Raw genomic sequence first — 26,851 nt, 5'->3', positions numbered from 1 at the left:
ATATTCCCCGATCACGTCGTTGGTGTCGGACGGATTGATATTGGCAACGCCATCACCGCCAACCCATTCGCCGGCAATCAGGTTTTGGTGCAATGTCATGGGCCTCAGCCTCCTTCATCTACTTTTCGCGGGCAACCGCGCCTGTCGCGGCCTGCCACTGGCATACCGCATATGTCAGAGCTGATGTATGGCGACCGGTTCGGCGGCGGCGATTGCGAGCGGATTGCGCAAGGGAAGGCCGAATTCGGCAGCCTCGATCTCGAAGACATCCCCCTCTTCCGTGCGGATACCATCGCCGAAGGAGAGCGTCGCCGTGCCGAACATGTGGACGTGGATGTCCCCCGGCTGGCGGAACAGGCCATATTTGAAATGGTGATGCTCGAGGTTGGCAAAGCTGTGCGACATGTTGGCTTCGCCCGATAGGAACGGCTTTTCCCACAGAACCTTGCCGCTCCGCAGGATACGCGAGGTGCCTCTGATATCGTCGGGTGCTGCGCCGACGCGGATTTCCGGCCCGAAGCTCGCCTGGCGCAGCTTCGAATGCGCGAGCCAGAGATAGTTGACCCGCTCGGTCTTGTGATCGGAAAACTCGTTGGCGACGGCAAAGCCGATACGGAACGGCATGCCCTTGTCAGAGATCACGTAGATGCCGGCCATCTCCGGCTCCTCCCCACCGTCTTCGGCAAAGGCCGGAGAGACGAGCGCCGAACCGGGCGCGACGGCGGAGGTGCCGTTACCCTTGTAGAACCATTCCGGCTGCACGCCGGTTTCGCCCGGTTGCGGCTTGCCGCCTTCAAGGCCCATGCGGAACATCTTCATCGAGTCGGTCAGCGTCTCCTCCGCCGCCTCGGTCGTCTTTTTGTGCATGGCGTCGCGGGTCGCGGCTGAACCAAGATGCGTCAGCCCCGTTCCGGTCAGATGCAGGTGCGCGGGGTCGGGGTGGGTGATCGGCGGCAGAAGACGGCCTTCGGCATAGGCCTTTTCGAGATCGACGGCAGCACCAAGACCCTTTGCCTCGATCGTGTCCTTGAGGCTACGCCCGGCATTGGCCGCGTCCATCGCCAGTGCATAGACGCTCGCCGCGCCGTTGACTGCGCGGGCAACCTCGCCCGGCGCGCGTACCGCGACCGTTGTCGATCCGTCTTCGTTCCTGATCTGAGAAATCAGCACGATCCTGTCCTTCCTTGCATCGTTCGGGCCTTGCTCGCGCCTGATCTCAGGCAAACCGCGGCCCCTCGGGTGGCTCTCGCCACCCAATCCTGACAGTCCGGGCTGTCACTCCCGGCAGCCGGAGCTGCCCGTTCAATGGTACTGGTTCGATCCGGGCCGTTCGGTCGCTGGTCAGCCCTTGTTCTTGTTGTAGACGTCGAAGAAGACGGCAGCGAGCAGCACCAGACCCTTGATCAGCTGCTGGTAGTCGATGCCGATGCCCATGATCGACATGCCATTGTTCATCACGCCCATGATGAAGGCCCCGATCACCGCGCCGATGATCTTGCCGACGCCGCCGGACGCTGAGGCGCCGCCGATGAAGCAGGCCGCAATCACGTCGAGTTCAAAGCCTTGGCCGGCCTTCGGCGTTGCCGAGTTGAGGCGGGCGGTGATGATCATGCCGGCAAGTGCGGCCAGAACACCCATGTTGATGAAGGTGTAGAACGTCAGCCGCTCGGTGTTGATGCCGGAGAGCTTCGCCGCCTTGACGTTGCCGCCCATGGCATAGATGCGACGGCCGATCGTCGAGCGCGTGGTGACGAAGGTATAGAGCGCGATCAGCACGCCCATGGCAATCAGCACGTTGGGCAGGCCGCGATAGGTCGAAAGCTGATAGCCGATGAACAGCGCAACGACGGCGATGACCGCCATCTGGATGGCGAAGAAGACGAAGGGCTCGTTTTCGCTACCGTGCTGCTCGTTGACCCGGCGATTGCGCACGCCCGCATAGATGGCGTAGCCGACGAGTGCCAGCACCGCCACCAGCGCCACCATGTTCTGGATGAGGTCGGGCCTCGGATTGAGGAAGTAGAGGAAATCCGGAACGAAGCCTGTCGAAAGCAGCTGAAACTCCTTCGGGAACGGACCGATCGGCCGGCCGCCGAGCACCACGTAGGTGAGCCCGCGGAAGACCAGCATGCCGGCAAGCGTGACGATGAAGGACGGGATCTTCTGATAGGCGACCCAGTAACCCTGCGCCGCCCCCATGATGCCGCCGACAACAAGACAGGCAGGAATGACGACGAAGGCCGGCAGGCCCCACTTGACCAGCATGATCGCCGATATCGCCCCGATGAAGGCGACGATCGAGCCGACCGAAAGGTCGATGTGTCCGGCGACGATGATCAGCAGCATGCCCAGCGCCATGATGACGATGAACGAGTTCTGCAGCACCAGGTTGGTGATGTTGACCGGGCGGAACAGCACGCCGTTGGTGACGAACTGGAAGAACAGCATGATGACCACGAGCGCGACCAGGAGGCCGTATTCGCGGATGTTGTTCTTGAGATAGTCCCCGATCGAGGGTTTGTTCGGTTGGGTGCTCGTATCGGCGACCATTAGTGTTTCTCCCCTGAACGCATGATGGCACGCATGATGGATTCCTGGCTCGCTTCGGCCTTTGAAAGCTCGGCGACGATGCGGCCCTCGTTCATGACGTAGATGCGGTCGCAGGTTCCAAGCAGTTCCGGCATCTCCGATGAAATCATCACGATGCCTTTGCCCTCGGCTGCAAGCTGGTTGATGATGGTGTAGATCTCATACTTCGCGCCGATATCGATACCGCGTGTCGGCTCGTCGAGGATGAGGACTTCCGGATTGGTGAACAGCCACTTCGACAGCACCACCTTCTGCTGATTGCCGCCGGAAAGATTGACCGTTTCCTGATAGATCGAGTGCGAGCGGATGCGCAGCTTCGAACGATAGTCGGAGGCGACCTTGACCTCCTTGCGATCGTCGATGACGCCGTTGGACGCCACCGCCTTCAGGTTGGAGAGCGTGGTGTTCTCCTTGATGTTGTTGATCAGCACGAGACCCAGTTGCTTGCGGTCTTCGGTGACATAGGCGAGACCAGCGTCGATGGCGCGGGGGATGGTGCTGACGTCGACCGGCTTGCCGCGCATCAGGACGTCGCCGGTGATCTTGTGCCCCCAGGACTTGCCGAAGATGCTCATCGCCGTTTCGGTTCGCCCCGCCCCCATCAGGCCGGCGATGCCGACGACTTCGCCGGCGCGCACGGTAAAATTGACGTCGTGCAGGAACTGCCGGTCGCGGTGATGCTGGTGGAAGACGTTCCAGTTCTTCACTTCCAAGAGCGTCTCGCCGATCTTGGGCTCGCGCGGCGGGTAACGATCTTCCATCGCACGACCGACCATGCCCTTGATGATCCGGTCTTCGCCGATATCCTCGGTCTGACAGTCGAGCGTTTCAACGGTTCCGCCGTCGCGCAGGATGGTGATCTGGTCGGCGACCTTGCGGATCTCGTTCAGCTTGTGCGAAATGATGATCGAAGTCATGCCCTGCGCGCGAAACTCCATCAAGAGCTTCAAGAGCGCGTCAGAATCGTTTTCGTTGAGCGAGGCGGTCGGTTCGTCGAGGATCAGCAGCCGCACCTTCTTCGACAGCGCCTTGGCGATCTCGACCAGCTGCTGCTTGCCGACGCCGATGTCAGTGATCAGCGTGGCGGGCGGCTCGCTCAGGCCCACCTTTTTCAGAAGTTCCTGCGTGCGGGCAAAGGTCTGCGGCCAATGGATCACCCCATTGGTGGCGATCTCGTTGCCGAGAAAGATGTTTTCGGCGATCGACAGCAGCGGAACCAGCGCCAGTTCCTGGTGGATGATGATGATGCCGAGATGTTCGCTGTCAGAGATGGTCGAGAAGCGGCGAGGCTCGCCGTCGTAGTAGATCTCGCCGTCATAGGTGCCGGCGGGATAGACGCCGCTCAGTACCTTCATCAGCGTCGATTTGCCGGCACCGTTTTCACCGACCAGAGCGTGGATCTCACCTTCGCGAACCTTGAAGCTGACATTGTCCAGCGCCTTGACGCCCGGAAACGTCTTGGTGATGCCACGCATTTCGAGAATGATATTGTCCATGTTCAGTCATTCCAGCGGCAGTCGGCAAGAGAGTACAGGCTCCCTCACCGGGATAAAAGGGTCCGCGATGGATCGCGGACCCTCAGGTGCGTCATCCTATCAGTTGTTGATCTGATCTTCGGTGTAGTAACCGGAGGAGACCAGCACATCCTTGATGTTGGACTTGTCGACCGCGACCGGCTTCAGCAGGTAGGACGGAACGACCTTGACGCCGTTGTCATAGGTCTTGGTGTCGTTCACTTCCGGCTCCTTGCCTTCCATGATCGCATTGACCATGCCGACCGTGACCTTGGCGAGTTCGCGCGTGTCCTTGAAGATCGACGAATACTGTTCGCCGGCAAGGATCGACTTGACCGAAGGCAGTTCGGCGTCCTGACCGGTAACGGCAGGCATCGCCATGTCGCCGGAACCATAGCCGACGCCCTTCAGCGCCGAGATGATGCCGATGGACAGGCCGTCGTAGGGCGACAGAACGCCATCGACCTTGGCATCGGTGTAGTTGGAGGACAGCAGGTTTTCCATGCGGGCCTGGGCAACGGCACCATCCCAGCGCAGCGTGCCGACCTGGTCCATGCCCTTCTGGCCGGACTTGACGACGATCTTGTTGCTGTCGATCAGCGGCTGCAGGACCGACATCGCACCGTCGTAGAAGAAGAAGGCGTTGTTATCGTCAGGCGAACCGCCGAAGAGTTCGACGTTCTTCGGCTCGGTCGCGCCGTCGAGCTTCAGGCCCTGCACCAGCGACGTTGCCTGCTGCACGCCGACCTGGAAGTTGTCGAAGGTGGCGTAGTAGTCGACATTGCCCGAATCGCGGATCAGACGGTCGTAAGCGATGACCTTGACGCCGGCGTCATGGGCCTTCTGCAGGATGTCGGAAAGCGTCGTGCCGTCGATGGCGCCGATGACGAGAACCTTGGCACCCTTGGTCACCATGTTTTCGATCTGGGCGAGCTGGTTCGGAATATCATCGTCGGCAAACTGCAGGTCCGGCGTGTAACCGGCTTCCTTGAACAGCTTCTCCATGGTCTCGCCATCGGAGATCCAGCGGGTCGAGGTCTTCGTCGGCATGGAAATGCCAACCGTGCCTTTGTCCTGTGCGAAGGCGGGCGCAGCAAACGACGCGACGGAGATCGCGGCCGCTGCGAGAAGCGAAGTAATCAATTTCATCTGGTCTCTCCCAAAAGTGTTGAAGCCGGCAGGCCCGCAGCCTCCCCGTCCTATGCGCAGCGATCCACCGGCCCGGAGATCGCGTCTCCGGCGGTGGATCCAGGTGAAGGAAGTCCTCCCCGCCCGCATGCTCCCACATGCACTGGCACATGGGGAAAAACTGGAATCAAAAGCCATAACTGTCAAATACAATATCGCTTTGCTACCATACCAATATTGATATACTACTCGAAAACAGTGTGATTTTTGAAACATCCTGAAAACTGGATTGCCCACGATGATGAAAGAAGGAAAGCCCGGCACGACAGGGATTGCCGCCGAACAGTTCGACAGCGGGCTCTTTCGCTCAGGGCTGAAGATCAATCACCTCCGGCTGATCCTGGCGATCGACGATCATCGTCGCATCAGTGCGGCCGCCGAGACGCTCGGCATCTCCCAGCCCGCCGCCTCGCGCATGCTGGCGGAGATCGAGACGATCCTGAAGGCGCCGATCTGCGAGCGAGTGGCACGCGGCGTAGAACTGACCCGCTACGGCCAGGCGTTGGCGCGGCGGGCGCGCACGATCTTTCTGGAACTGCGGGAGGCCTCGCGCGAGATCAGCGAACTGAAGACCGGCAGCGGCGGCTCGGTGTCGATCGGCTCGGTGACCGGGCCGGCGCTCAACCTCGCCGTTCCGGCAATCCGCCAGGTCATCACCGCCTATCCCGGCATCGAGATCAACATCCAGATCGAAAACAGCAATGTGCTGACGCGCGAGCTGCTCGCCGCCCGCCACGACTTCGTCGTCGGACGCATCCCAGACGATCTCAGCCCGCGGCTCTTCAACATGGTCGAGATCGGCTACGAGGAGGTCTGCCTGATCGTGCGCGACGGCCATCCGCTGCTCGACAAGCCCATTGCCGGCGCCGAAGATCTGCCCGCCTACGACTGGGTGTTCCAGCCGCCGGGAACGCTGCTGCGCCGCGCCGTCGAAGACAGCTTCATGTCCGCGGGTGTGCGCCTACCGGCGACCGTCATCAACACCTCGTCGATCATCCTGACGCTGTCGATCGTGCGCAACACCAATGCGATTGCGCCGGTGGCGCTCGATGTCGCCAACCTGATCGCCGACAACGGCACGCCGGCCGGCGAGATCCGCATCCTCAAAACCGAGATCCCGATCCGCATCAAGCCCTATGGGTTGATCACCGCCGAGGGACGCGCGCTGCCGCCGAGCGCCAAGCTGCTCTACGACCTCATTCTCAAACAGGGACGAGCATGATCAGCCAGCATTGGTTGATCAGCCTGGGCATGATCAAGTTGATCAGCCTGGGATAATCTCCATCCGGCATTTTGCGCCGGGATAGCGGAGGCTGCATGTTCGGAATGTCGGTGTTTCAGTCCGTGCTCGAGCGGCTGAAGACGGAAGAAGACGAGGAAGAGACCGCCAATGCGGAGGTTTTCGCGACGTCGCGCACGCCTCTGTTCGCAACCACGTTCGTCGCCGGCGGCGCCGACAGCGCGTCTGCTGCGCGCAGCGCCGTCGAGCGAGCCTATTTCGATGCGTCCTTCGTCGAGCCGCCGCCGATAGAGCCGATGCCGGAATTTCTCAACCGCATCAGCCTTGCCGAAGTCGCCGAGGAACTTGACCTTGGTGAAGGGGAGACATTGACGACGCTCGCTGCCAAGCGGCGAAGCTTCGCCGCCGCCAATCATCCCGATCGCCTGCCGCAGGACTACCGCGCCAATGCGACGGTCCGGATGAAACTCGCCAACATGCTCATCGACGAGGCGTCGCGCCAATTGCAGGCGGCCTGACCGCCGCTCACGCGTCGTTGTCAGCCTTGGGCGTCTCGTCTTTTGACGCCGAGCCCTCAGCACCGGCAGTCTTGTCTGTCGGCTTGTAAAACAGCAGCAGAGAGGACCCGACATAGGCGGCGATCGCCAGAGCGATGATGCTGAAGAACGGCTGGTCGTGATAGAATTCGAGCGCCGCCCAGCCGGCGCAGACTAAAAAGATCAAAACCCGCCGCCACAAGGGACGGTAAAAGGCGTGGTCCGGGTCGATGAGTTTGATCATCCTGTCCTCTGGGTGCTTGCGCTCGTGATCGGCAACGGATGTCTTGTAGGGGAAATCCACCGGCCGCCGCAAGCCCGCGACCGCATCACGCCCTTGACGGGCACCATGAAAATAGAATAAAAATTCCGAAATTGTTTTCTTCGACCATTTCATTCCGAACAGATGGCGCCGGACGCCCGCACGGAAGAAACGGTCGGGCAAGGGAGAGGAAAGCGCGCGGCATCCGCTCGGGCACCATCGCTGACAACCACCTTGCAACCCAATCGCGGAATTGCCCCTCCGCGGCGCCTTTGCGCGATGAGCGCCGATCATCACGCACCTTCCCGGTCGAGGACCGGATTTCGAGAGAGACAGAGATGACAGTGAGATTTGGTCTTCTGGGCGCCGGACGCATCGGCAAGGTTCACGCAAAGGCCGTCAGCGGCAATCCCGATGCCGTGCTCGTCGCCGTGGCCGACGCCTTTCCGGCCGCCGCCGATGCCATCGCCAAGGCCTATGGCTGCGAGGTCCGCACCATCGAGGCAATCGAAAAATCGGCCGATATCGACGCCGTTGTCATCTGCACGCCGACCGATACCCATGCCGACCTGATCGAGCGTTTCGCCCGCGCCGGCAAGGCGATCTTCTGCGAAAAGCCCATCGATCTCGATGTCGATCGCGTGCGGGCCTGCATGAAGGTGGTGGCCGAGACCAAGGGCAAGCTGATGGTCGGCTTCAACCGCCGCTTCGACCCGCATTTCATGGCCGTCAAGCAGGCAATCGACGCCGGCAAGATCGGCGACGTCGAGATGGTGACGATCACCTCGCGCGATCCCGGCGCGCCGCCGGTCGACTACATCAAGCGCTCGGGCGGAATCTTCCGCGACATGACGATCCATGACTTCGACATGGCGCGCTTCCTGCTCGGCGAAGAGCCCGTATCGGTAACGGCGACCGCCGCCGTCCTCGTCGACAAGGCAATCGGCGAAGCCGGCGACTACGACAGTGTGTCCGTCATCCTGCAGACCGCCTCCGGCAAACAGGCGATCATCTCCAACTCGCGCCGCGCCACCTACGGCTACGACCAGCGCATCGAGGTTCACGGCTCCCAGGGTGTCGTCTCGGCGGAAAACCAGCGCCCGGTGTCGATCGAGATCGCCAATGGCGAAGGCTACACCCGCCCGCCGCTGCACGATTTCTTCATGACCCGCTACACCGAAGCCTATGCCAACGAGATCGAGAGCTTCATCTCCGCGATCGAAAAGGGCACGGAAATCACCCCGTCGGGCAAGGATGGCCTGGCAGCGCTCGCGCTTGCCGACGCAGCCGTGAAGTCGGTCATCGAAAAGCGCCAGATCAGCGTCGCGTAAAGCATTTCGAGGAAAAGTGCGAAGCGGGTTTCCGTTTGGCAAAGACAAACGGCCGGGCGCGACACGCCCGGCCGTTTCGTGTTTCAGTTCATTGCCTCAGCCGTCCGCGCGCAATGGCGCATTCTCCCATCCGCCTGACTGCTCCTCCTGCCCGGTGCTCGGGGCAACGCCGGGCCTGCCAGTGAGAAAGCCCTGAACCTGGAGGCAGCCCTCGTCGACCAGGATCTGCCTTTGCCGCTCCGTTTCCACGCCTTCGGTTACGACAGGCAGGTTGAGGCTGTTGCCAAGCGCAATGATCGCCCTGACGATCGCGTGCGCCGAAGGGTCCTTGTCGATCACGGCAGTGAAGCTGCAATCGATCTTCAGCTTGTCGAACGGGAACGTCTGCAGGTTGCTGAGCGAGGAATGCCCGGTGCCGAAATCATCCATGACGATGCGCACCCCATGTATCCTCAGTCGTCCGAGGGTGGCGAGAACGTCTTCGCGATTGTGCAGAAGGGCCGCCTCGGTGATCTCCAGCTCCAACCGGCGCGGCTCCAGCCCCGTTCGCCGCAGGATACCAAAGATCTGATCGAAAAGATTGGGAAGCAGGAACTGCACCGGCGAGATATTGACCGAAACCGGTAGAGGCTCGTTCCATTTCGCCGCCTCCCTGCAGGCCTGCTCCAGCACCCATTCGCCGATCTGGATGATCGAACCGCTTTGCTCGGCGATCGGGATGAAGACATCGGGGCTGATGAGGCCACGCTCCGGATGCATCCAGCGCAAGAGCGCCTCGTAACCCAGGATCCGATCGCCGCGCAGATCGACAAGCGGTTGATATTCAAGGAAGAGCTGCCGGCGAAGCACGGCATGGCGCAGGTCGTTTTCGATCTGCCGTCGCGTGCGCACGGTCTCGTCCATTTCCGTGTCGAAGAAGCAGGCGATCCCCTTGCCCGATTGTTTGGCGCGGTAGAGAGCGGTGTCGGCATTGTTGCGCAGCCGGTCAGCCGTGTCGCCATCAGCAGGGTAGATCGCAGCACCGATGCTGACGCCGACGGCGGTCGGATCGCGGTTCGTATCCATCTCGGCGGCAAAATAAGTCAGGATGCGGTCCGACAGGTGACGCGCCGCGTCGGGCTGTTCGCCACCCACCTGAAGAATGGCAAACTCGTCGCCGCCCAGCCGGGCGACGGTATCCCCCTCGCCGACCGCCTTGCGCAGGATGTCGGCGACCTTCATGAGGATGCGGTCCCCCTCGCCATGGCCGAAAATGTCGTTGACGGCCTTGAAGCGGTCGAGGTCGAGGCAAAGGATGGCAAGCTGCTCGTTCTTCGCCGCCGCCACCGTCATGACCTGGGCCAGGCGCCGGTCGAAGAAACCACGATTGGGAAGATCGGTCAGCACATCGTGGTGGGCCAGATGCTCGATAGTGCGCTCGGCTTCCTTGCGCGCGCTGAGGTCGCGCACGAAGATCACCTCGCATTCGCGGCCGCGATACTCGACCGTCCGGCACATGAACTCGACCGGCACGGACTGGCCGGCCACATTGATCAGATCGATTTCGCCGGGGCCGTCGCCGCGATGATGGCTCTGCAGCCCTTCCTCACCGAAGGCGAAAACCTCCGCCGGATCTCGGCCGGTGAGCTCCGAAACCTTCCATCCCGTCAGGCGCGCAAAACGCTCGTTGGTGTCGATGATGCGGCCTTCATGCACGATGGCCATGCCTTCCAGCGATGCATTGGCAAGCCCGCGCAGGTCGGTCAGATGCCGATCGACGAACAGCGCGCCGAAGGCCAGGATGATCAGCATGGTCGAGGCAGCAATGACCCCGCCGGCAAGCCAGGCCGGATGGATGGTATCGGCTGCCGGAATATCCGGCGCCGGTACCAGCGTGATGCCACTCATCGAGGTGAAGTGCAGGACGCAGATGGCAACGACGAGCAGCAGCGTCGAGACGACAAGCCTGCGGGCGTTGCGCAGCACATGAAACGCATGCAGCGCTGCCATCGCCAGCAGGGTGCCGGCGACGATGCCGAAAACCGTGAACCTTGCATCGTAGACAATGTGTCCCGGCATCTCGAGCGCCTGCATGCCGGTAAAGTGCATGGCGGCAATGCCGCCGCCCAGGATGACACCGCTAGATGCAAGGGCGTAGTGCGAGCGAGCGCCAAGCCCGACCGTGAAAGCAACCCAGGCGGCCGCGATCGCGAGAACGATCGAAAGCGTCGTCCCCCAGGCGCCATAGGAAACCGTCATCCCGCCATCATAGGCGAGCATGGCAATGAAATGAGTAGACCAGACGCCGATGCCGCAGGCAAAACCACTGACGGCGGTCCAAAGACCGCGCTGACTGCCTTCGCTTCGCTGGGCACGCAGCAGCAACAGCATGGTTGCGACGCAACCGGCCAGGCAAACCACGGCCGCCACCAGCACCAGACGCCAATCGTGATCATCGCGTATGCATGCAATCACTGAAAACATCATCGTCTCCCGCGTCAATGTCACATTGACAAGGAGTTGCTAAATAACTGTAAATTGTATTAGCTGGTTTGTTCGCCCTTGATACAACCCCAAAAATGGTTGCCTCGCCCGTCTCGCCAAAGCGGCTGTTCCTTAGTGCGATCCGGCCGTAGCAATCTCGCTGTCGATCTTGCCCAGAGCACGCTCGAGATGGCCGTCGAACACGAGCCGCTGTTCGTCGAGCACGACCGATATCTCGGGCGCGCCCTGAAGCCTGAGCTGGAGTGACTGGGATACGCCCTCCTCCAACCCGCCGCGCAAGAGATCGAAGTAGCGCGTGCCGGGGCCGGTAACGTAGATCGGCATACGCTCGTAAAGACTGAGCATGCGCGAGACGCCGTTGCCGAGCGCGATGCCAGCTTGGCGAAAGGCATAGCCGGCCATGCGATGCCCCTGGCGCGCACTCGCTGCGATCTTGTCCATTTCGGCAATTGGCACGAATTTCGCCGGGATCGTGTCGGCCGGCACTTCGAAGGCGGCCCGCAGAATGCCGTAGAAACCGGCAGCCGCTTCGATGCAGCCATAGGCGCCGCAACGGCACAGTCCGGCCGATGGCGCATGCAGCATGTGGCCGAAATTCGGCGCCGTCACGTCGATCTCGCCGAACCTGCCCTTGCGGGCAACGCCGAGGCCGATGCTGTGGCCGAGCGAGATGGCGGCAAGCGATCGAAATCCGCCGTCCGGCGCGCGCTCCGCTTCGGCCGCCAGCGCCTGTGCCACCAGCAGGGTCTCATTGTTGAGCATCACCCTCGCTCGCCATTCCGGCGCAAGCAACGCGGCAAAGTCGAGCTGCTCGCTGCCGAACACCGGAGACCAGAGCAGCCGTGCCGCGTCCGTATCGGCGTCGACCAGCCCCTTGCTGCTGATGGAGATGGCCAGCACGCGGTCGCGCGTCAGGCGCGAGCGCTGCAGCAGGCGCTCCAGCGCCTCGACGAAGGTGCGCGCAAACGCGTCCGTGCCGCGCTGGTCGTGATTGCGGCCCTCCTCGAAGCGGTCGAGCAGCGTGCCGCCATAGTCGGTCAGCGAATACTGCACCACATCCGAAGAGATACGCACGACGACGATGTAACCGCAGTCGCGACGTGGCGTGAACAGGACGCGCGGGCGCCCTCGTCCGCCCTGCACATGCTGTTCCGCCTTGGCGATCACTCCGGCGCGCTCGAGCTCGGCCGTGATCGCCGACACCGTCGCCGAGGCGAGCCCGGTTGCGGCGGAAATTTCGGTATGCGAGAGATTGCGGGCGCGCCGGAGCGCGGCAAGGACCAGCGCACTGTTCTGCTGACGCACGAGCTCAGTGCTGGACTTGGTCAGCATCATACGTCCTTGCCGGTGGCGGGTCCTTCGAACACATGCCCTCCCAAAGCATCTGTTGCACGGCGAGGCAAGGCACTGATCGCCTTGTCGACACCTCGTCAATCTCTGCCATTGATTTTCTCGACTGTCGAGAAATAATCCACAGACCCTTTCCGGCAGCGATGAGTGGCAATGAACTTGCTCGGCGCTGAGCGAGAAGGCTGTCATCAGAGCTGAAACGCACGGCCATTGATCAAGACCGAGCGGGGTCGCCGGCAAATCACGCGGCACCCGACCCGAGCTTGGCGGCCGGAACTGTTGAAATGACACAACAATCCCCTTCCCGCCTGCGTCCGTTTCACCCGGACCCTCACCGCACCCCCGGTGACGAGCCCAGGAAACCGGCGCATCGGCAGTCCATACGCAACCGGGTCGGCCGTGTTGACAGGCCGTGGATTCTCTGACATTCATTTTCTCGACTGTCGAGAAAATAAAACCGGACGATGTTTACGGTGGCATTTCGACAGCGTTGCAAGGCTGGTCGAGGATGGTGCGGGAGGTTCGCACGCTCAGCCGGCCGCCACTCGGGAGGATGAAATGAAATCCGTTTTGAAGCTGATGGCAGGGGCTGCCATCATCGCGTCGATGCATTCCGCAGCCATCGCCAAGGATCTGGTGGTCGGCGTTTCCTGGTCGAACTTCCAGGAAGAGCGTTGGAAAACCGACGAAGCCGCCATCAAGGCAGCACTTGAGGCATCCGGCGACAAGTACATTTCCGCTGACGCCCAGTCTTCCGCTGCCAAGCAGCTGACCGACGTCGAGTCGCTGATCGCCCAGGGTGCCAACGCTCTGATCGTGCTTGCACAGGATAGCGACGCCATCGGCCCGGCCATCGAAAAGGCTGCCGCCGAAGGCATTCCGGTTGTCGGCTACGACCGCCTGATCGAAAATCCGGCCGCCTTCTACATCACCTTCGACAACAAGGAAGTGGGCCGCATGCAGGCTCGCGAAGTGTTCAAGGTCAAGCCGGAAGGCAACTATGTCTTCATCAAGGGCTCGTCTGCCGACCCGAACGCCGACTTCCTGTTCTCCGGACAGATGGAAGTGCTGAAGGAAGCTGTCGACGCCGGCAAGATCAAGAGCGTCGGTGAAGCCTACACCGACGGATGGAAGCCGGAAAATGCCCAAAAGAACATGGAGCAGTTCCTGACCGCAAACGACAACAAGGTCGACGCGGTCGTCGCTTCCAACGACGGCACCGCTGGCGGTGCGATTGCAGCCCTCGATGCCCAGGGCCTCGCCGGCTCCGTTCCGGTCTCCGGCCAGGACGCCGACAAGGCAGCCCTCAACCGCGTCGCCCTCGGCACCCAGACCGTTTCGGTCTGGAAGGACTCGCGTGAACTCGGCAAGCGCGCAGCCGAAATCGCCGCCGAACTGGCGAGCGGCAAGAAGATGGAAGAAATCGCCGGCGTGACGGCCTTCAATGGCGGCCCCAAGGGCGTCGCCATGCAGTCGGTCTTCCTCGCACCGCTTCCGATCACCAAGGAGAACCTCAACGTCGTCATCGACGCCGGCTGGATCTCCAAGGACGAAGCTTGCCAGGGCGTCAAGGGCGACGTCGCTGCGTGCAAATAAGCCGCCCGGACAGAGTTGAGCTCTAACCTTCGACAAGCGCCGCAACGCAACCCGTTGCGGCGCTTGCGCAAGGTGTGACCGGGGCGGACAATGCCCGCTGCATGATCCCTTAAATCGGAAGCGATCTGAGGAGAGGATCATGAAGCATGCTTGAAGTTTTACAGCGTCCTTAGCGCGTCATATTTCACACGCGGCGCTGTAAGACCTTCAGGCACGCGTTGGCACGAACGAGAGAAGCGCTCGACAACTGTCTTCATCATCAGACTTGTCGCGTCCCATTCCGGTCTTTGGCGCCGGCGGATGCGGTGACATCAACAGAAAGTGGGGGGAAGGCACGTCCATGGCCGACATCACACAAGGCAATCAGACACAGAGCCAGGCCAACCGTGCCCGCAACGCGGACGAGAACCCGGTGAAGCGCTTCTTCCGCGCCACCGAGATCGATACCCGCTTGCTCGGCATGGTCGGCGCGCTGGCCATCATCTGGCTCGGCTTCGAGATCATGACCGGCGGCCTGTTTCTGACGCCGAGAAACCTTTGGAACCTGACGGTTCAAACCTCGTCCGTCGCCGTGATGGCGACCGGCATGGTACTGATCATCGTCACCCGCAACATCGATCTGTCGGTCGGCTCCGTGCTTGGCTTCTGCGGCATGATCATGGCGGTCATGCAGGTCAAGGTCCTGCCGCAATATCTCGGGCTCGAGCATCCCGCCATCTGGATCATCACGCTTGCCTGCGGCATCGCCGTCGGCGCCGCGATCGGCGCGCTCCAGGGCTCGATCATCGCCTTCCTCAACGTGCCGGCCTTCATCGTCACGCTCGGCGGCCTGCTCGTCTGGCGCGGTGCCACCTGGTTCGTCACCAGCGGCCAGACTGTTGCACCGATGAATTCCACCTTCCGCCTGATGGGCGGTGGCACCGAGGGGTCCATCGGGGCGACAGCCAGCTGGATTGTCGGCATCATCGCCTGTATCGCCATCGTCGGGGCCATCCTCAACTCGCGCAAGCAGCGCAAGCGCTTCGGCTTTCCGCTGCGCCCGGTCTGGGCCGAATATTTCCTCGGCATCCTCGGCTGCATCCTGGTGATGGGCGCGGTGGCGATCGCCAACCACTATTACTGGCCGGTCAACATTGCTCGCAAATATGCCGACGCCAACGGCATCGCCTGGCCGGACGGCGGCTTGCTCATCTCGCACGGTATCGCCATCCCCGTGCTGGTCGCCATCGCCGTCGGCATCGTCATGACATTCATCGCCACTCGCCTGCGCTTCGGCCGCTATGTCTTTGCGCTCGGGGGCAATCCTGAGGCAGCCGAACTGGCGGGGATCAAGACCCGCTGGGTCACCGTCAAGATCTTCATGCTGATGGGCGTGCTCTGCGCCATCGCCGCGGCGATCTCGACGGCCCGCCTCAACGCCGCAACTAACGCGCAAGGCGAGCTCGACGAGCTCTACACGATCGCAGCCGCGGTCATCGGCGGCACGTCGCTTGCCGGCGGCGTCGGCACGATCGCCGGCGCGATGATCGGCGCACTCGTCATGCAATCGCTGCAGTCGGGCATGGTGCTCTTGGGGATCGACTCGCCGTTCCAGCGCATCGTCGTCGGCGTGGTTCTTGTCGTCGCCGTCTGGCTCGACACGATCTACCGCGCCCGTGCCAAGTAAGAAGGAGTCCGACCAATGAAAGACCAACGCACTCCGCTCGTGGAAATGAAGAACATTTCCATCTCCTTCGGCGGCATCCATGCGGTCGACAACGCTTCCGTCGACCTCTACCCCGGCGAGGTCGTGGCGCTTCTCGGCCACAACGGCGCCGGCAAGTCGACGCTGATCAAGATCCTGTCGGGCGCCTACAAGCGCGACGGCGGCGAGATCCTGATCAATGGCGAAGCCGCCGACATCAGCAACCCGCGCGACGCCAAGAAATACGGCATTGAGACGATCTATCAGACGCTTGCCGTCGCCGATAACGTCGATGCGGCCGCCAACCTCTATCTCGGCCGCGAGCTGCGCACCCCCTGGGGCACGCTCGACGACGTGGCGATGGAGGCCAAGGCCCGCGAAGTCATGGGGCGTCTCAACCCCAACTTCCAGCGCTTCAAGGAACCGGTGAAGGCGCTTTCGGGCGGCCAGCGGCAGTCGGTGGCGATCGCCCGCGCGATCCTGTTCGACGCCCGCATCCTGATCATGGACGAACCGACGGCAGCCCTCGGGCCCCAGGAAACCGCCCAGGTCGGCGAGCTGATCAAGCAGCTGAAGCGCGAAGGCATCGGCATCTTCCTGATCAGCCACGACATCCACGACGTCTTCGACCTCGCCGACCGCGTCTCGGTGATGAAGAACGGCCAGGTCGTCGGCCAGGCCCGCACAGAGGATGTGACCAAGGACGAGGTGCTCGGCATGATCATCATGGGCAAGGTCCCGCCCAAGGCGATCCCCGGCCCCGGCGCCATGCAGACCGCCTAACCAACGACGCCACATGGCCCGGCAATCGCCGGGCCATGTGTTTCATCGGTTTAAGCGGAACCGAGTAGCAAGCTTCAAGGGCTTCAGCTCGCTTTACGAGTCATGTTCGACTCCGGTGCAGACCACCTCGACATCCCCACTGATCCATTCTGCATGCCCGACCTTTCCCCTCACCCGCACCGCCATGCCTGACACAAAGGGCACAGCTTGTCCCGCCCCGCCCGGCAGCCACATCAGGCCCATTCCAAAGCTCGACCATCGGCTGGCTTCCGCATCAATTTGTGAGCCGCTCGCAAATTCCCCTGCGAACTCCGTCATTTCACCATTGAAGCGACGCGCAAGCTAAGCTATGAACCGCTCACAGTCCGCTTCGGCGGCCTTGCTGCAAACGGATGCACCCGTAGCTCAGCTGGATAGAGTGTTGGATTCCGATTCCAAAGGTCACAGGTTCGAATCCTGTCGGGTGCGCCATCTTTCCACCATTCCAGAACAATGATGGTGCTAGGTCCGCGCCCGCCGCCGACCGGACGTTTTCCTTCTATCAGTTGCCCAGGGCCGTATTTCCGCCGAAGACGTCATGAACTGCCCAGCCAGTATGTCCGTGACAGGCTGACGTGGCTCGCGCGCCTTGAGCATCCTCACCCCCTCAAGAAGACGATCCTCTGCGAGCCCGCTCGTTACCGCCAGCCGCTGCCATTTGTCCTCGTGTTGTCGCCGAGTTGATACAAACGCGGTATCTGCGGCCATGGCGTGCCAAGAAGCTATCCCGCCAGAGGGGCTTCCATGAAGATGAGATGGTTGCACAGTTCAGGAGGTGCGTCGTAATAAGGCGCGATCTCCTGGAATCCGAGAGAGCGGTAGAGGCTCAGCGCCTCATCGTGGTTGCGGCCGGTATCCAGCCGCATGGTCGCGTAGCCCCGCTCAGCAGCCACGCGCACGATGTTTTCGGCGAGACGGCGGCCCAGCCCTAAGCCTCGGCCCTCGGGGCTGATGAACATGCGCTTCATCTCGCATGTGTGTTCATCGATCCGCTGCATCATAACACAACCGACCACCTTTCCGTTCAGGCGGGCAACAAGGATCTCGCCATGTGGAGCCGAGTGGATCCTCGGCAGGCTGTCCAGGAGCGCGGCCCATTCTTCTGGTGTGTAATAGCGGTCGACGAACCAAGCGTTTTCGCCGTAGCGTGACCGGCACCAGTCGATGAAGCTGTTGCACAAGGCTCGAATGGCAGGGAAGTCGTCAGGCCCGGCTGGGCCGATCTCCGAGTTCGGTTCCACCTCTGTGCCCCACTCACAAATTTTGCATCGGCAAAGCGGGCGCTCCTTCCCGAGTTCCATGGACGCCGAAAAGGAGGCCGGGATCGAGTCGGGCTCAAGCAATCGCCCGCTGGCATTTGGAAATTTTCCTGCCCAGTGGCTCCATCGAACTTCGTGGATTGTGCTCACGCTATAATCAACTGTAGTCGAAAAAGGTCTTGCTGACTATCTGCCAGCGCTTTTCGGTTGTCAGACGAAGACCGCCGAAAATTCGAGCTGTTGGTTGAAGAGTTGCGGATTGCCACAAACTAGGTTTTTGCCAGTAGCCGTTCACACGGCCACTGGCAAAACACATCTCAAGCCCGAGTTGTCTCCCAGCCGAGGTTTGCTGTTCGAAAACTCACTGAGTAGCCAGGGCCGGAAGCTGCACCTTCCTGACGGGCGGCGGATTCCATTTTCCGATCAGCGCTTCGGATTTCGGAGCGTACATGCGCATCGTCAGAGTGAACGCTCCCTTCGGTGTAGGCAGCCAGTTGGCCTCCTTATCCGGACCGGGGGACTCGTTTTGAATGTAGAGATCAAGCGAGCCATCTGCGTTGTCTTTGAACGGCATCCAGCTACTGAGTGCGAAACGTTCGAGGCTGTTGCCAACCTGAAATCCGGCTGCGTCGTACAGCGTGATCGACCAGAAAGCGTTGACGGGCGGCATGGCATTCTTTTCGAACGCTATCGTGTATTTATTCGCGCCATCGAGCGGCTGCCCTGACTCGTCGGCGAGATTGAGAGGGTAGATGGCATCTTCCGGCAGATTCGCGCCAAGGCCTTGCTGCGCAACAATGGCCCGCTTCAAATAGTAGTTGCCGTATACTCCCATCGTATCGGTATTCATCGACCAGCCGTTCTCTACCCTCGCCAACGTCGCCAGCTTCCATTCCATCAGTCTCTGGGCGACTTGCGGCGCGCTCTCCAAGGCTTTCTGTACGGTCGGATCGAGCTTGCTCATGTCAAAGCTCTTGCCGGGTTCGATGCCGATCTTCTTCATCTCCGCGAGGATCGGTTGATCGGTCAGGTGGGGCGGCTCGACCTTGAGCAGTTCGGCGGCATATGCGAAATACTTGCCAGCGTCCATCGTATCGACCTGGATCTTTGGCGGTGTCTTCATGTCGACGCTGGGATCGATTTTAACCTCAACCGGCTTCGCTGACTTGCCCCAGTCCGATAGGAGCGTAACCTTGTACCCCGCTTGGATCTTGTGTACGGCATCGTAGTCAGCCGGGCCGTCGGTCTTTGTCCGACCGATAACCCAGACATGCGTCGTCGGCGCTTCAATTCGCTGGGTGTTCTCGGGGAGCTTGAACTCCTCAATGAACTTGTCGCGCAAGTCGGGTCTCCAGCCCGGCGGCGTGACAAGGAATGTCCCTGCGGTTGTGCCCGTGGTCCGCCAACCCGGCGACGCAAAAACATCCGTCCACATGTCCAGCATCGGAAGCAGGTAATAGCGTCCGTCGGTATCCGGAGCACTGATGACTACGGGCTCCTTCGTCATGTCGAGCCACGCGGAGGAATACAGCGTGTCGAAGTTTGGGCGGACCACACCCTTGAAATCCGCCGGAGGATACTCGGGAACGTTGGTGAAGACGTTCATCGGACCCTTCCCGAATTCCTTGCCGGGTTCGACGTTGGTGAATGTCTTTCGGCTGATGTCCATGGACAACAGCGGGTAGAAATACACATAGGCGTCCACGGCAATAGAGTGCGCCTCTGCCTCGGTAAGAGCGGGCTGCGCGGCCTGAGCCATCGCTGACTGCCCTAAAACTAGTCCTAGGGACAGACCGATCACGTGCCTGTTCATGGTGTTCTCCCGTTGCTTTATTTAACGGCTCACGTGGGTGATGCCCGCCCGAGGCAGCCTTTTCGCAAAGCTCCGTAGTAGCAAGTACGTTACGGTAACTTACGGCGTTCGCCCCCTCCTTGGCGGCCCATCGTCCTGCGGGGCCGGAGTATCATGAATGCTCTGGACGACTGAGGGTGGAGCGTACTTTGGCTCAGCGACCACTGGTTAGCGTGTACGTTTTCAGGAATGGGCGAAAGAGCCCCCTCATCGTGTTAGCGCGATGTGTGTCGCCTGCGCCTTAAAGGGCTTGCCCTGTCGCGTCATGGCGGTGTTAAAACAGAGCGTTCGCCGTGGGAAAGTTCTACGAGATCTTCTTTCTGCGCGGGAGAAAGCACCGGGCATCCGACGCTTTCAGCCTAGAGGTATCATGCAGTCCAGCTTCTGGGCGATGCTGGGCGCCGCCGACGCCTTGTCCCATGCCGCAGCGACAGCAGAAATCACCGCTCAGCAGGCGCAAGACGAACTCTTTGAGATCATCGTGGCCATGGTCAGCAGGACACCAGGAAGCGCGCAACGAGTTGATTTCCAAGTAACGTTGGAAACCAAATCCCTTCTGCCGTCCCGATTACTCCGACACTGAGCCGCGCTGCACGACACCCAAGGCTATAGCGAGCCAAAACACTCAAGGGCAGAACAAATCTATCGATACGCATCGGGAGATTGGCACAGCATATCGGCTGGCGCCGAGCGACTACCCCTCTGCACCCGCCCGCGCATACCGTCCCGGCGCCTGTCCAACGTGCCGGCTGAAGGCGGTGCTGAAGGTGCTGGCCGAGCCGTAGCCGACCCGTTCGGCGACATCGGCGATTTCGGCGTCGTGGCTGCGCAGCAGGTCCTTTGCCATCGCCATGCGCCAGGCGAGCAGGTATTCCATCGGCGCCAGGCCAACATTGCGCGTGAACCTTTCGAAGAACGCCGAACGAGAGAGCCCGGCCGCCTTCGCAAGCTCGGCCACTGTCCAGGAGCGCGCCGGGTTGCCGTGCATCACCCTGATCGCTTCCGCCAGCCGTTGATCGGCGAGCCCGCGCAACAATCCCGGCGGAGCGTCCGGCCGCTGGGTCAGCCGCAGCGCCTCGATGAGCAGCACTTCGACCAGGCGCGCCAGTACCAGATCGCGACCGGCGCGCTGTTCGGCGGCTTCTTCTGTCAACAGCCGAACCAGGATCGAAAGTCGCTCGGCGCCGCGCACATGCACCTGCGCCGGCAGCAGCGACACCAGCAATCCCGCATCCTCCGTTGCAAAGACGAAGTAGCCGCCGAGCAGCCGCACGCTTGGCGGTCCATCGAGGTCGCCGTGGCGAACCTCGTCGCCCGGATCAGGTGTTGCCTTCGGGTCGATGAATTCAGGGGTAACCGGCTCGAAGCCCGACATGGTGAAGCCCGGCGTTGTCGGCAGCAGGACGAAATCGCCCGCCTCAAGCGCCAGCACGTCCTGACCGTCGACCGCCAGACGGCAGGCACCTTCGAGAACGGTGCAGAAGCCGGGATGACCGAAATCGGAATAACGCACGCCCCAGCGGCCGGCACCGCTGATGCTTTTCGTAAACACTGCGCGGGGTCGCAGCAGCGTGATGATTTCCGAGAGTGGATCGATCATTTCCGGACTATCGCAAATCAAATACGGACTTTCAATTATATATCGTCCGGTTTTCGCTCGGTATCATGACACCATCTGAACCGAACAAGGAAATTGTCATGAAAACCGTATTGATCACTGGCTGCTCGTCCGGCTACGGCCTCGAAACCGCCCGCCTCTTTCACGCCAACGGCTGGAACGTGGTCGCGACCATGCGCACGCCGCGCGAGGATATCCTGCCCCGGTCGGAGCGCATGCGTATCGTGCAGCTTGACGTCACCGACCCCGACAGCATTTCGGTGGCACTGGAGGTAAGCGGTCCGATTGATGCGCTCGTCAACAATGCCGGTATCGGCGTGGTCGGGGCTTTCGAGGCAACGCCGATGGCTCATGTGCGGAAGATCTTCGAGACCAACACGTTCGGCGTCATGGCAATGACACAGGCGGTGATCCCGCAATTGCGCCGCAGGCGGTCCGGCGTCGTGGTCAATGTGACATCAAGCGTGACGCTCGCCGCCATGCCTCTTGCCGCCGCCTATACCGCCAGCAAGACGGCAATCGAGGGGTTTACCGGGTCGCTTACCCACGAGCTTCGCGCCTTCGGCGTGCGCGCCAAACTGGTCGAGCCCGGCTACGCTCCGAGCACGCGGTTTTCGCAAAATGTCGGCGTGCGCATCGAAGATCTGATCCCTGAAACCTATGCGGCCTTCGCGCAGCCGATCTTTGCCGCTTTTGCAAACCCGGCCCTGATTACCACGGAGAGCGATGTGGCGGACGCGGTATGGCGCGCTGCAAATGATACGTCGGAACAGCTGCATTTCCCGGCGGGGGCCGACGCCGTGGCTTTGGCGCGCGCGAGCTGAAACCGAGGGCGGCGTCATCCGCCGACAGCGCCATCAGGCCAATGGCAAGCCCGCGGCATGCACGCGATCGACAAGCGCTTCGGTGATCGTCCGATCCCTAAAGAACTCCTGGGTGCGGATATAGCCGGCCGTCAGTTTTGGATCGAGCGCCTGGATCTGCGCCACCAACTGGCGCGCCCGGTCAATATCGCCGCGCGCCATCCGCGCGGCGATACGATAGATCAGCGTGCGCCGGGTCTGATAGGGAAGCGCCCGCGCCACGGCAAAAAGCTCGTCATGCCGGCCGAGCACATAGAGCGAGGCGACGCGCTCCTCTACAATCCACACCGGTAGAAACGGGTCCAGCATCTCCGCCCGGTCGAGCAGCTCGAGCGCCCGCTCCGCCTCGTTCGCATAGGTGTAGAAAGCCGCACAACGGCCCGCGATGTAGGCATCGTTGGGCGCCAGGTCTATCGCCCGCTCGTGATGATGCCGCGATGCCGCGAAGTCGCCTTCCATGCACTTGATCGCACCCATGATGCGATGGGAGTCCGGGTCGGTAGGATCGAGATCGAGCGCGTGTGCGACCTGCTGCTCGCCGGCCGAAAGGTCGAAATCGGGCAGGTTGCTCCAGGCGCACACATGCATGGCGACCGGCCGTCCGAAGGTTGGATCCGCATCCATCGAGCGCTCGAACCAGTGCATGGCTTCGCCGATATGCCGATCGGCGACACCGATCAGGCGATGGTGGTCGAGGCCAAGCAGGTAGTACTCGTAGGCCGACATGTTGTCCGGCCGCTTCAGCCGCGCGGCGACCAGCTCCGCCTGCTCTATCCGTCCTGCCACTGTTGCGGCGATGCGGGCGGTCACCTCGTCGATGATGGCAAGCAGCTCCTCGAACGGCCGCTCGATCCGGTCGGACCAGACCAGATGCCCGTGGGTCGTCTCGCACAGCGACACGTTGAGCCGCACGAGGCTACCCAGTTTGCGCACGGAGCCCGAAACGACATAGCGCACCCCCAGTGCCCTCCCCACCTCGACGGGATCACGGATGGCAAGGACCACGGAGGCCGACCGCGAGCTGACGAACAGGCTCTTCAGCCGGCCGAGCTCCAGCGTGAGGTCGTCGGTCAGCCCCTCCGTCAGGAAGGACTGGTCGTCTTGACCGGCAGCGAAGGCGACGAAGGGCGTGACGATCACCGAATTGGGCCGCATCGCGGCCGGCGGCGCCTCGCGCGTCGGCGCCGAGAGAAACCGATGCCTGTCGATCGTCGTCCCGACCCGATAGACACGCATCGGCTCGCTGACACCCTTGAAGCGACGCTCGCCGATCTCTTCGAAGGCGCAGGGCGAGACCCGCCGCACCTGCTCGTACAGAGCTTGGGAAACTTCGATTTCGCCGGCGGCAGCACTCGATTGCAGCCTTGCGGCGAGATTGACACCGTTGCCCCTGAGGTCGTCGCCGACGGCAAGCACATCGGCAAGATGCAACCCGAAGCGCATGTGGTTGGGCGTGGCATCGGGGATGGCCGCAAGCGAGCTGCGCGCCTCCATGGCTGCGCGAAGGGCGTTGACCGGGCTCGTGAACTCCGCAAGCACGGCATCGCCGGCGGTGTTGAAGACCCGGCCATCATGGCGCGCGACCGTGTCGCCCACGGCCTTCAGGCACGCAGAGACGCATTCGACGGCTTCTTCCTCATGGGATTCCATCGCCGCGGTCGACCCGACGAAATCCGCCACCATGATCGCAACCAGCTTGCGCTGCATCTCCATCGCCTCGCCGACACTCGGCCGCCAGCGCGAGAGGATAGCACAATGCAAGGGATCAGGCAGCAGACGCTATTTTAGCAATCGCTTCATATATAGGTGAATGCCTGGTCGCGCGCCGACATCTGGGCGACAGGCAACGGCCAGCCGATCGCCAGCTTCGGATCGAACGCATTGAGCCCGCCCTCCGCCTCCGGCGCATAGGGTTTGTCATGCAGGTAGATCAGTTCGCAGTCTTCGCAGAGCGTCTGAAATCCATGCGCAAATCCACCGGGGATCATCATCGATCGCGCGTTCTCTGCGCTCAGAACCTCGCCGTGCCATTGCAGGTAGGTGGGCGAACCCGGGCGCAGATCGACGGCGACATCGAAGACGGAGCCGGCGAGACAGGACACGAACTTGGCCTCGTCATGCGGCGCACGCTGAAAATGCATCCCACGGATCGTGCCCTTGAGGTGCGTCATCGTGTGGTTGATCTGGGCGATCGTGCCATCGGCGCCGAAATCGGCAAGCTCTTCGCGGCAAAAGAAGCGCGAGAGGAACCCGCGCTCGTCGCCAAAGCGCTGACGCTCGATGACCAAAAGATCGGGGATAGGTGTGGCGATACGATTGAAACGCGACATCGGCTTTCTCGTGGAACGGGTCGGTGGGCAGAACAAGGGTCGTGTTCCAGCCCGCAGATATTGACGGCCAACAAATTCTCAGGACATAAGACGCGCGGAAATGCAAGCACGGACAAGCGTAGTGTGACCCTGCAGGGTGCGACTGGTGCAGGCCGTGCACAGCGAACGGCTTGAACAATGATCGAGGCACACCTCACGGCGCGGATAAGCGACCTGGCTGATTTGGAAGCCTCCGTGCGCGGTTCGAAATACGTGATCGGCGAGAACTCGGTCATCGACAGTTTCGTGAAGTTCAAGCCGGCCGGCGGCAGTGGCGACATCGTGATCGGCCGCAACTGCACGATCAACAGTGGATGCGTTTTCTACAGCGGTCACGGCATCACCATCGGCGACAATGTCTTGATCGCCGCGAATTGTACGCTTGCACCCGTCAATCACGAATTCCGCGACAAGAGCCGCCCGATACGTGAGCAGGGCTTCCAGGAAAGCAGAGGCGGTATCGTCATCGAGGACGATGTCTGGCTTGGGGCCAATTGTGTGCTTCTCGATGGAACTATCCTGCGCAAGGGCTGCGTGATCGCGGCAGGCAGCATCGTGCGCGGCACGGTCGAGGCCTATTCGATCACCGGCGGGAATCCATTGAGAACCCTGGGATATCGATCTTGAGATTTACCCTGCTCGGCGCCCGCGGCTTTGTCGGGCGCCACCTGTTGACCTATCTGACGTCACTCGGCCACGAAGTGATCGCCCCTGCACGCGACGCCCGCCTGACCGAGGCCTGCCATGGCACGCATGTGATCTACGCCATAGGGCTTACGGCCGACTTTCGGCAGAGACCTTTCGATACGATCGAGGCGCATGTCAGCTTGGCCGCCGAACTGCTGCGAGACTGCGACTTCACGTCGTTTCTCTATTTGTCGTCGACGCGGGTCTATGCCGGCAGCACGAACACGGACGAATTGGCAGCTTTGACCGTTCGCCCCGGCAACCCATCGGATCTGTACAATCTCTCCAAGCTTTCAGGTGAGGCAATCTGCAATGCGTCCGGCAGGCCGAATGTGCGCATCGCCCGCCTGTCCAACGTCGTCGGGCCGGCATCGGCCACATCGGAGAGTTTCATCGGCGATCTCTGTCGGGAAGCAGCGGCCGGTCACATCACGCTGCGGAGCAGTATGGCGTCGGCCAAGGACTATATCTGGATCGACGACGCGGTTAAACTCTTGACGCAAATTGCCGAAAATGGACAGGAAACGATCTACAACGTGGCGAGCGGTCAACAGACCAGCAATGCTGACTGGGTGACTGGGCTCGCTCGCCACACGGGCTGCCGGGTTGACGTCGCCGACCATGCTCCGACAATCACATTCCCACCGATAGACATCGACCGCATACGGGCCGAGTTCGCGTTTAAACCAGAGCGCGTTATCGACAGAATTGCGGACATACTCTCGTTTGCCCCTTAAAACACGCTGGCGATCCTCAGCATCGACCGAAAGGACTTCGGATGGACCCGATCAAGCAATTCTCCGCAGAGCGCATGGCTGCCATTGCCGGCTACGGCACCGACGAGGCGTTCACCGCGCTGTCGTCGCAATGGCGGCAGATGTCCATGGACAAACGCTACGTCTACAATTTCGACTGGATGGGGCGCCCGATCATCCAGTATCCGCAGGACATCCAGGCGATGCAGGAACTGGTCTGGGCGACAAAGCCGGACCTGATCATCGAGACCGGTATCGCGCATGGCGGCTCGATCGTTCTGAGCGCCTCGCTGCTGGCGATGCTGGATATGTGCGATGCGATCGAAAAAGGCGTCACGATCGATCCGAAGGTCTCGAACCGCAAGGTGATCGGCATCGATATCGACATCCGCAAGCACAATCGCAAGGCCATTGAAGAGCATCCAATGGCGTCGAGAATCCAGCTGATCGAAGGTTCCTCGATCGCCAAGGACGTCGTTGACCAGGTTCAACAGGCGGCGCAGGGATACGAACGGGTAATGGTGTGCCTCGACTCCATGCACACGCACGATCACGTGCTCGCCGAACTGGAAGCCTATGCCCCCCTCGTCACCTCGGGATGCTACTGCGTGGTGTTCGATACATTCGTCGAGGACCTCCCACGGGACTTCTTCAATGACCGTCCGTGGAACGTCGGCGACAACCCCAAGACGGCCGTGCGCGCCTATCTGGCGGACCATCCCGAATTCAGCGTCAATGGCGAAATTGACGGCAAGCTTCTGGTGACCGTGGCTCCGGAGGGCTTTCTTCTCAGGGCCTAGCAGCCCGTTGGAGAACCCACTCGTCAGCGTATCGATCGAAAGTGTGCGTCAA

At 61.5% G+C, this 26,851-nt stretch carries 22 protein-coding genes, 1 tRNA gene and 1 pseudogene; 12 read left to right on the top strand and 12 right to left on the bottom strand.

What is annotated here, in order from left to right:
- Positions 1-174: 174 nt before the first annotated feature.
- From araD1 to chvE, 4 genes are all read right to left on the bottom strand, one after another.
- Positions 175-1,170, bottom strand: coding sequence for an AraD1 family protein (araD1, locus tag ASD52_RS23955; protein WP_025428042.1), 996 nt, complete (start codon positions 1,168-1,170; stop codon positions 175-177).
- 171 nt (positions 1,171-1,341) lie between these two features.
- The gene (gene mmsB, locus ASD52_RS23950; RefSeq protein ID WP_025428043.1) at positions 1,342-2,550 is read right to left on the bottom strand and encodes a multiple monosaccharide ABC transporter permease; all 1,209 of its coding nucleotides are present in this window, start codon (positions 2,548-2,550) and stop codon (positions 1,342-1,344) included.
- Complete coding sequence (mmsA, locus tag ASD52_RS23945; protein ID WP_025428044.1) at positions 2,550-4,085, bottom strand: multiple monosaccharide ABC transporter ATP-binding protein; 1,536 nt, start codon at positions 4,083-4,085, stop codon at positions 2,550-2,552. The genes mmsB and mmsA overlap by 1 nt, the downstream gene beginning before the upstream one ends.
- 99 nt (positions 4,086-4,184) lie before the next feature.
- On the bottom strand, positions 4,185-5,252 hold the full coding sequence (gene chvE / locus ASD52_RS23940) for a multiple monosaccharide ABC transporter substrate-binding protein (RefSeq protein ID WP_025428045.1): 1,068 nt from the start codon (positions 5,250-5,252) through the stop codon (positions 4,185-4,187).
- A 280-nt stretch (positions 5,253-5,532) separates the two neighbouring features.
- On the opposite strand from chvE, the gene ASD52_RS23935 reads away from it, so the two are divergent.
- Both ASD52_RS23935 and ASD52_RS23930 read left to right on the top strand, forming a co-directional pair.
- Positions 5,533-6,513 carry a LysR family transcriptional regulator gene (locus tag ASD52_RS23935; protein ID WP_025428046.1) on the top strand — a complete coding sequence of 327 codons (981 nt, stop codon included), beginning with the start codon at positions 5,533-5,535 and terminating at the stop codon, positions 6,511-6,513.
- 95 nt (positions 6,514-6,608) lie between these two features.
- The gene (locus ASD52_RS23930) at positions 6,609-7,049 is read left to right on the top strand and encodes a hypothetical protein (protein ID WP_025428047.1); all 441 of its coding nucleotides are present in this window, start codon (positions 6,609-6,611) and stop codon (positions 7,047-7,049) included.
- A gap of 7 nt (positions 7,050-7,056) precedes the next feature.
- Here the strand turns inward: ASD52_RS23930 and ASD52_RS40795 are convergent, their stop codons facing one another.
- On the bottom strand, positions 7,057-7,623 hold the full coding sequence (locus ASD52_RS40795; RefSeq protein WP_309141689.1) for a hypothetical protein: 567 nt from the start codon (positions 7,621-7,623) through the stop codon (positions 7,057-7,059).
- Positions 7,624-7,667: 44 nt separating this feature from the next.
- Between ASD52_RS40795 and iolG the strand changes: the two genes are divergently transcribed.
- Positions 7,668-8,660, top strand: a complete 993-nt coding sequence (iolG, locus tag ASD52_RS23920) for an inositol 2-dehydrogenase (RefSeq protein ID WP_025428049.1) — start codon at positions 7,668-7,670, stop codon at positions 8,658-8,660.
- Between the two features lie 96 nt (positions 8,661-8,756).
- Here the strand turns inward: iolG and ASD52_RS23915 are convergent, their stop codons facing one another.
- Together ASD52_RS23915 and ASD52_RS23910 are read right to left on the bottom strand one after the other, a co-directional pair.
- Positions 8,757-11,123 (bottom strand): EAL domain-containing protein, encoded by a 2,367-nt coding sequence (locus ASD52_RS23915; RefSeq protein WP_025428050.1) that lies wholly within the window; start codon positions 11,121-11,123, stop codon positions 8,757-8,759.
- Positions 11,124-11,255: 132 nt separating this feature from the next.
- On the bottom strand, positions 11,256-12,476 hold the full coding sequence (locus ASD52_RS23910) for an ROK family transcriptional regulator (RefSeq protein WP_025428051.1): 1,221 nt from the start codon (positions 12,474-12,476) through the stop codon (positions 11,256-11,258).
- A 576-nt stretch (positions 12,477-13,052) separates the two neighbouring features.
- Between ASD52_RS23910 and xylF the strand changes: the two genes are divergently transcribed.
- The 4 genes from xylF to ASD52_RS23885 all read left to right on the top strand — a co-directional run bounded on the left by xylF (position 13,053) and on the right by ASD52_RS23885 (position 17,028).
- Positions 13,053-14,090, top strand: coding sequence for a D-xylose ABC transporter substrate-binding protein (gene xylF, locus ASD52_RS23905; protein WP_025428052.1), 1,038 nt, complete (start codon positions 13,053-13,055; stop codon positions 14,088-14,090).
- Positions 14,091-14,430: 340 nt separating this feature from the next.
- Positions 14,431-15,756 (top strand): sugar ABC transporter permease, encoded by a 1,326-nt coding sequence (locus ASD52_RS23900; protein WP_025428053.1) that lies wholly within the window; start codon positions 14,431-14,433, stop codon positions 15,754-15,756.
- A 15-nt stretch (positions 15,757-15,771) separates the two neighbouring features.
- Positions 15,772-16,557, top strand: a complete 786-nt coding sequence (locus ASD52_RS23895) for an ATP-binding cassette domain-containing protein (RefSeq protein ID WP_025428054.1) — start codon at positions 15,772-15,774, stop codon at positions 16,555-16,557.
- Between the two features lie 394 nt (positions 16,558-16,951).
- Positions 16,952-17,028: transfer RNA gene (locus tag ASD52_RS23885), tRNA-Arg, on the top strand.
- 290 nt (positions 17,029-17,318) lie between these two features.
- On the opposite strand, the gene ASD52_RS23880 is transcribed toward ASD52_RS23885, so the two are convergent.
- Positions 17,319-18,005, bottom strand: a complete 687-nt coding sequence (locus ASD52_RS23880) for a GNAT family N-acetyltransferase (RefSeq protein ID WP_244497511.1) — start codon at positions 18,003-18,005, stop codon at positions 17,319-17,321.
- Between the two features lie 211 nt (positions 18,006-18,216).
- Positions 18,217-19,668 carry a DUF1254 domain-containing protein gene (locus tag ASD52_RS23875; RefSeq protein ID WP_025428058.1) on the bottom strand — a complete coding sequence of 484 codons (1,452 nt, stop codon included), beginning with the start codon at positions 19,666-19,668 and terminating at the stop codon, positions 18,217-18,219.
- Positions 19,669-20,068: 400 nt separating this feature from the next.
- On the opposite strand from ASD52_RS23875, the pseudogene ASD52_RS40305 reads away from it, so the two are divergent.
- Positions 20,069-20,290, top strand: a pseudogene (locus ASD52_RS40305) (hypothetical protein); the annotation flags it as partial.
- A gap of 111 nt (positions 20,291-20,401) precedes the next feature.
- On the opposite strand, the gene ASD52_RS23865 reads toward ASD52_RS40305, so the two are convergent.
- Positions 20,402-21,307 carry an AraC family transcriptional regulator gene (locus tag ASD52_RS23865; RefSeq protein WP_057225620.1) on the bottom strand — a complete coding sequence of 302 codons (906 nt, stop codon included), beginning with the start codon at positions 21,305-21,307 and terminating at the stop codon, positions 20,402-20,404.
- 98 nt (positions 21,308-21,405) lie between these two features.
- On the opposite strand from ASD52_RS23865, the gene ASD52_RS23860 reads away from it, so the two are divergent.
- Positions 21,406-22,149: an SDR family oxidoreductase gene (locus tag ASD52_RS23860; RefSeq protein ID WP_025428061.1), complete on the top strand. Its 744-nt coding sequence runs from the start codon at positions 21,406-21,408 to the stop codon at positions 22,147-22,149.
- A gap of 33 nt (positions 22,150-22,182) precedes the next feature.
- On the opposite strand, the gene ASD52_RS23855 is transcribed toward ASD52_RS23860, so the two are convergent.
- Entirely contained in the window at positions 22,183-23,895 is a 1,713-nt protein-coding gene (locus ASD52_RS23855) for an adenylate/guanylate cyclase domain-containing protein (protein ID WP_038577375.1), read from the bottom strand.
- Between the two features lie 89 nt (positions 23,896-23,984).
- Entirely contained in the window at positions 23,985-24,518 is a 534-nt protein-coding gene (rfbC, locus tag ASD52_RS23850) for a dTDP-4-dehydrorhamnose 3,5-epimerase (RefSeq protein WP_025428062.1), read from the bottom strand.
- 234 nt (positions 24,519-24,752) lie between these two features.
- On the opposite strand from rfbC, the gene ASD52_RS23845 reads away from it, so the two are divergent.
- From ASD52_RS23845 to ASD52_RS23835, 3 genes are read left to right on the top strand one after another with little or no spacing between them, the layout of a single operon-like run.
- Positions 24,753-25,184, top strand: a complete 432-nt coding sequence (locus tag ASD52_RS23845) for an acyltransferase (RefSeq protein ID WP_239637559.1) — start codon at positions 24,753-24,755, stop codon at positions 25,182-25,184.
- Positions 25,181-25,981, top strand: coding sequence for an SDR family oxidoreductase (locus ASD52_RS23840; protein ID WP_025428064.1), 801 nt, complete (start codon positions 25,181-25,183; stop codon positions 25,979-25,981). Before ASD52_RS23845 ends, ASD52_RS23840 begins: the two co-directional genes overlap by 4 nt.
- A gap of 41 nt (positions 25,982-26,022) precedes the next feature.
- Positions 26,023-26,799, top strand: coding sequence for a cephalosporin hydroxylase family protein (locus ASD52_RS23835; RefSeq protein ID WP_025428065.1), 777 nt, complete (start codon positions 26,023-26,025; stop codon positions 26,797-26,799).
- Positions 26,800-26,851 lie beyond the last annotated feature (52 nt).

Source organism: Ensifer sp. Root142 (assembly GCF_001426785.1).
Classification (GTDB): Bacteria; Pseudomonadota; Alphaproteobacteria; order Rhizobiales; family Rhizobiaceae; genus Ensifer; species Ensifer canadensis.
The sequence above is the reverse complement of the archived record's forward strand: the minus strand, read 5'-3'. Positions and strand labels throughout refer to the sequence as shown.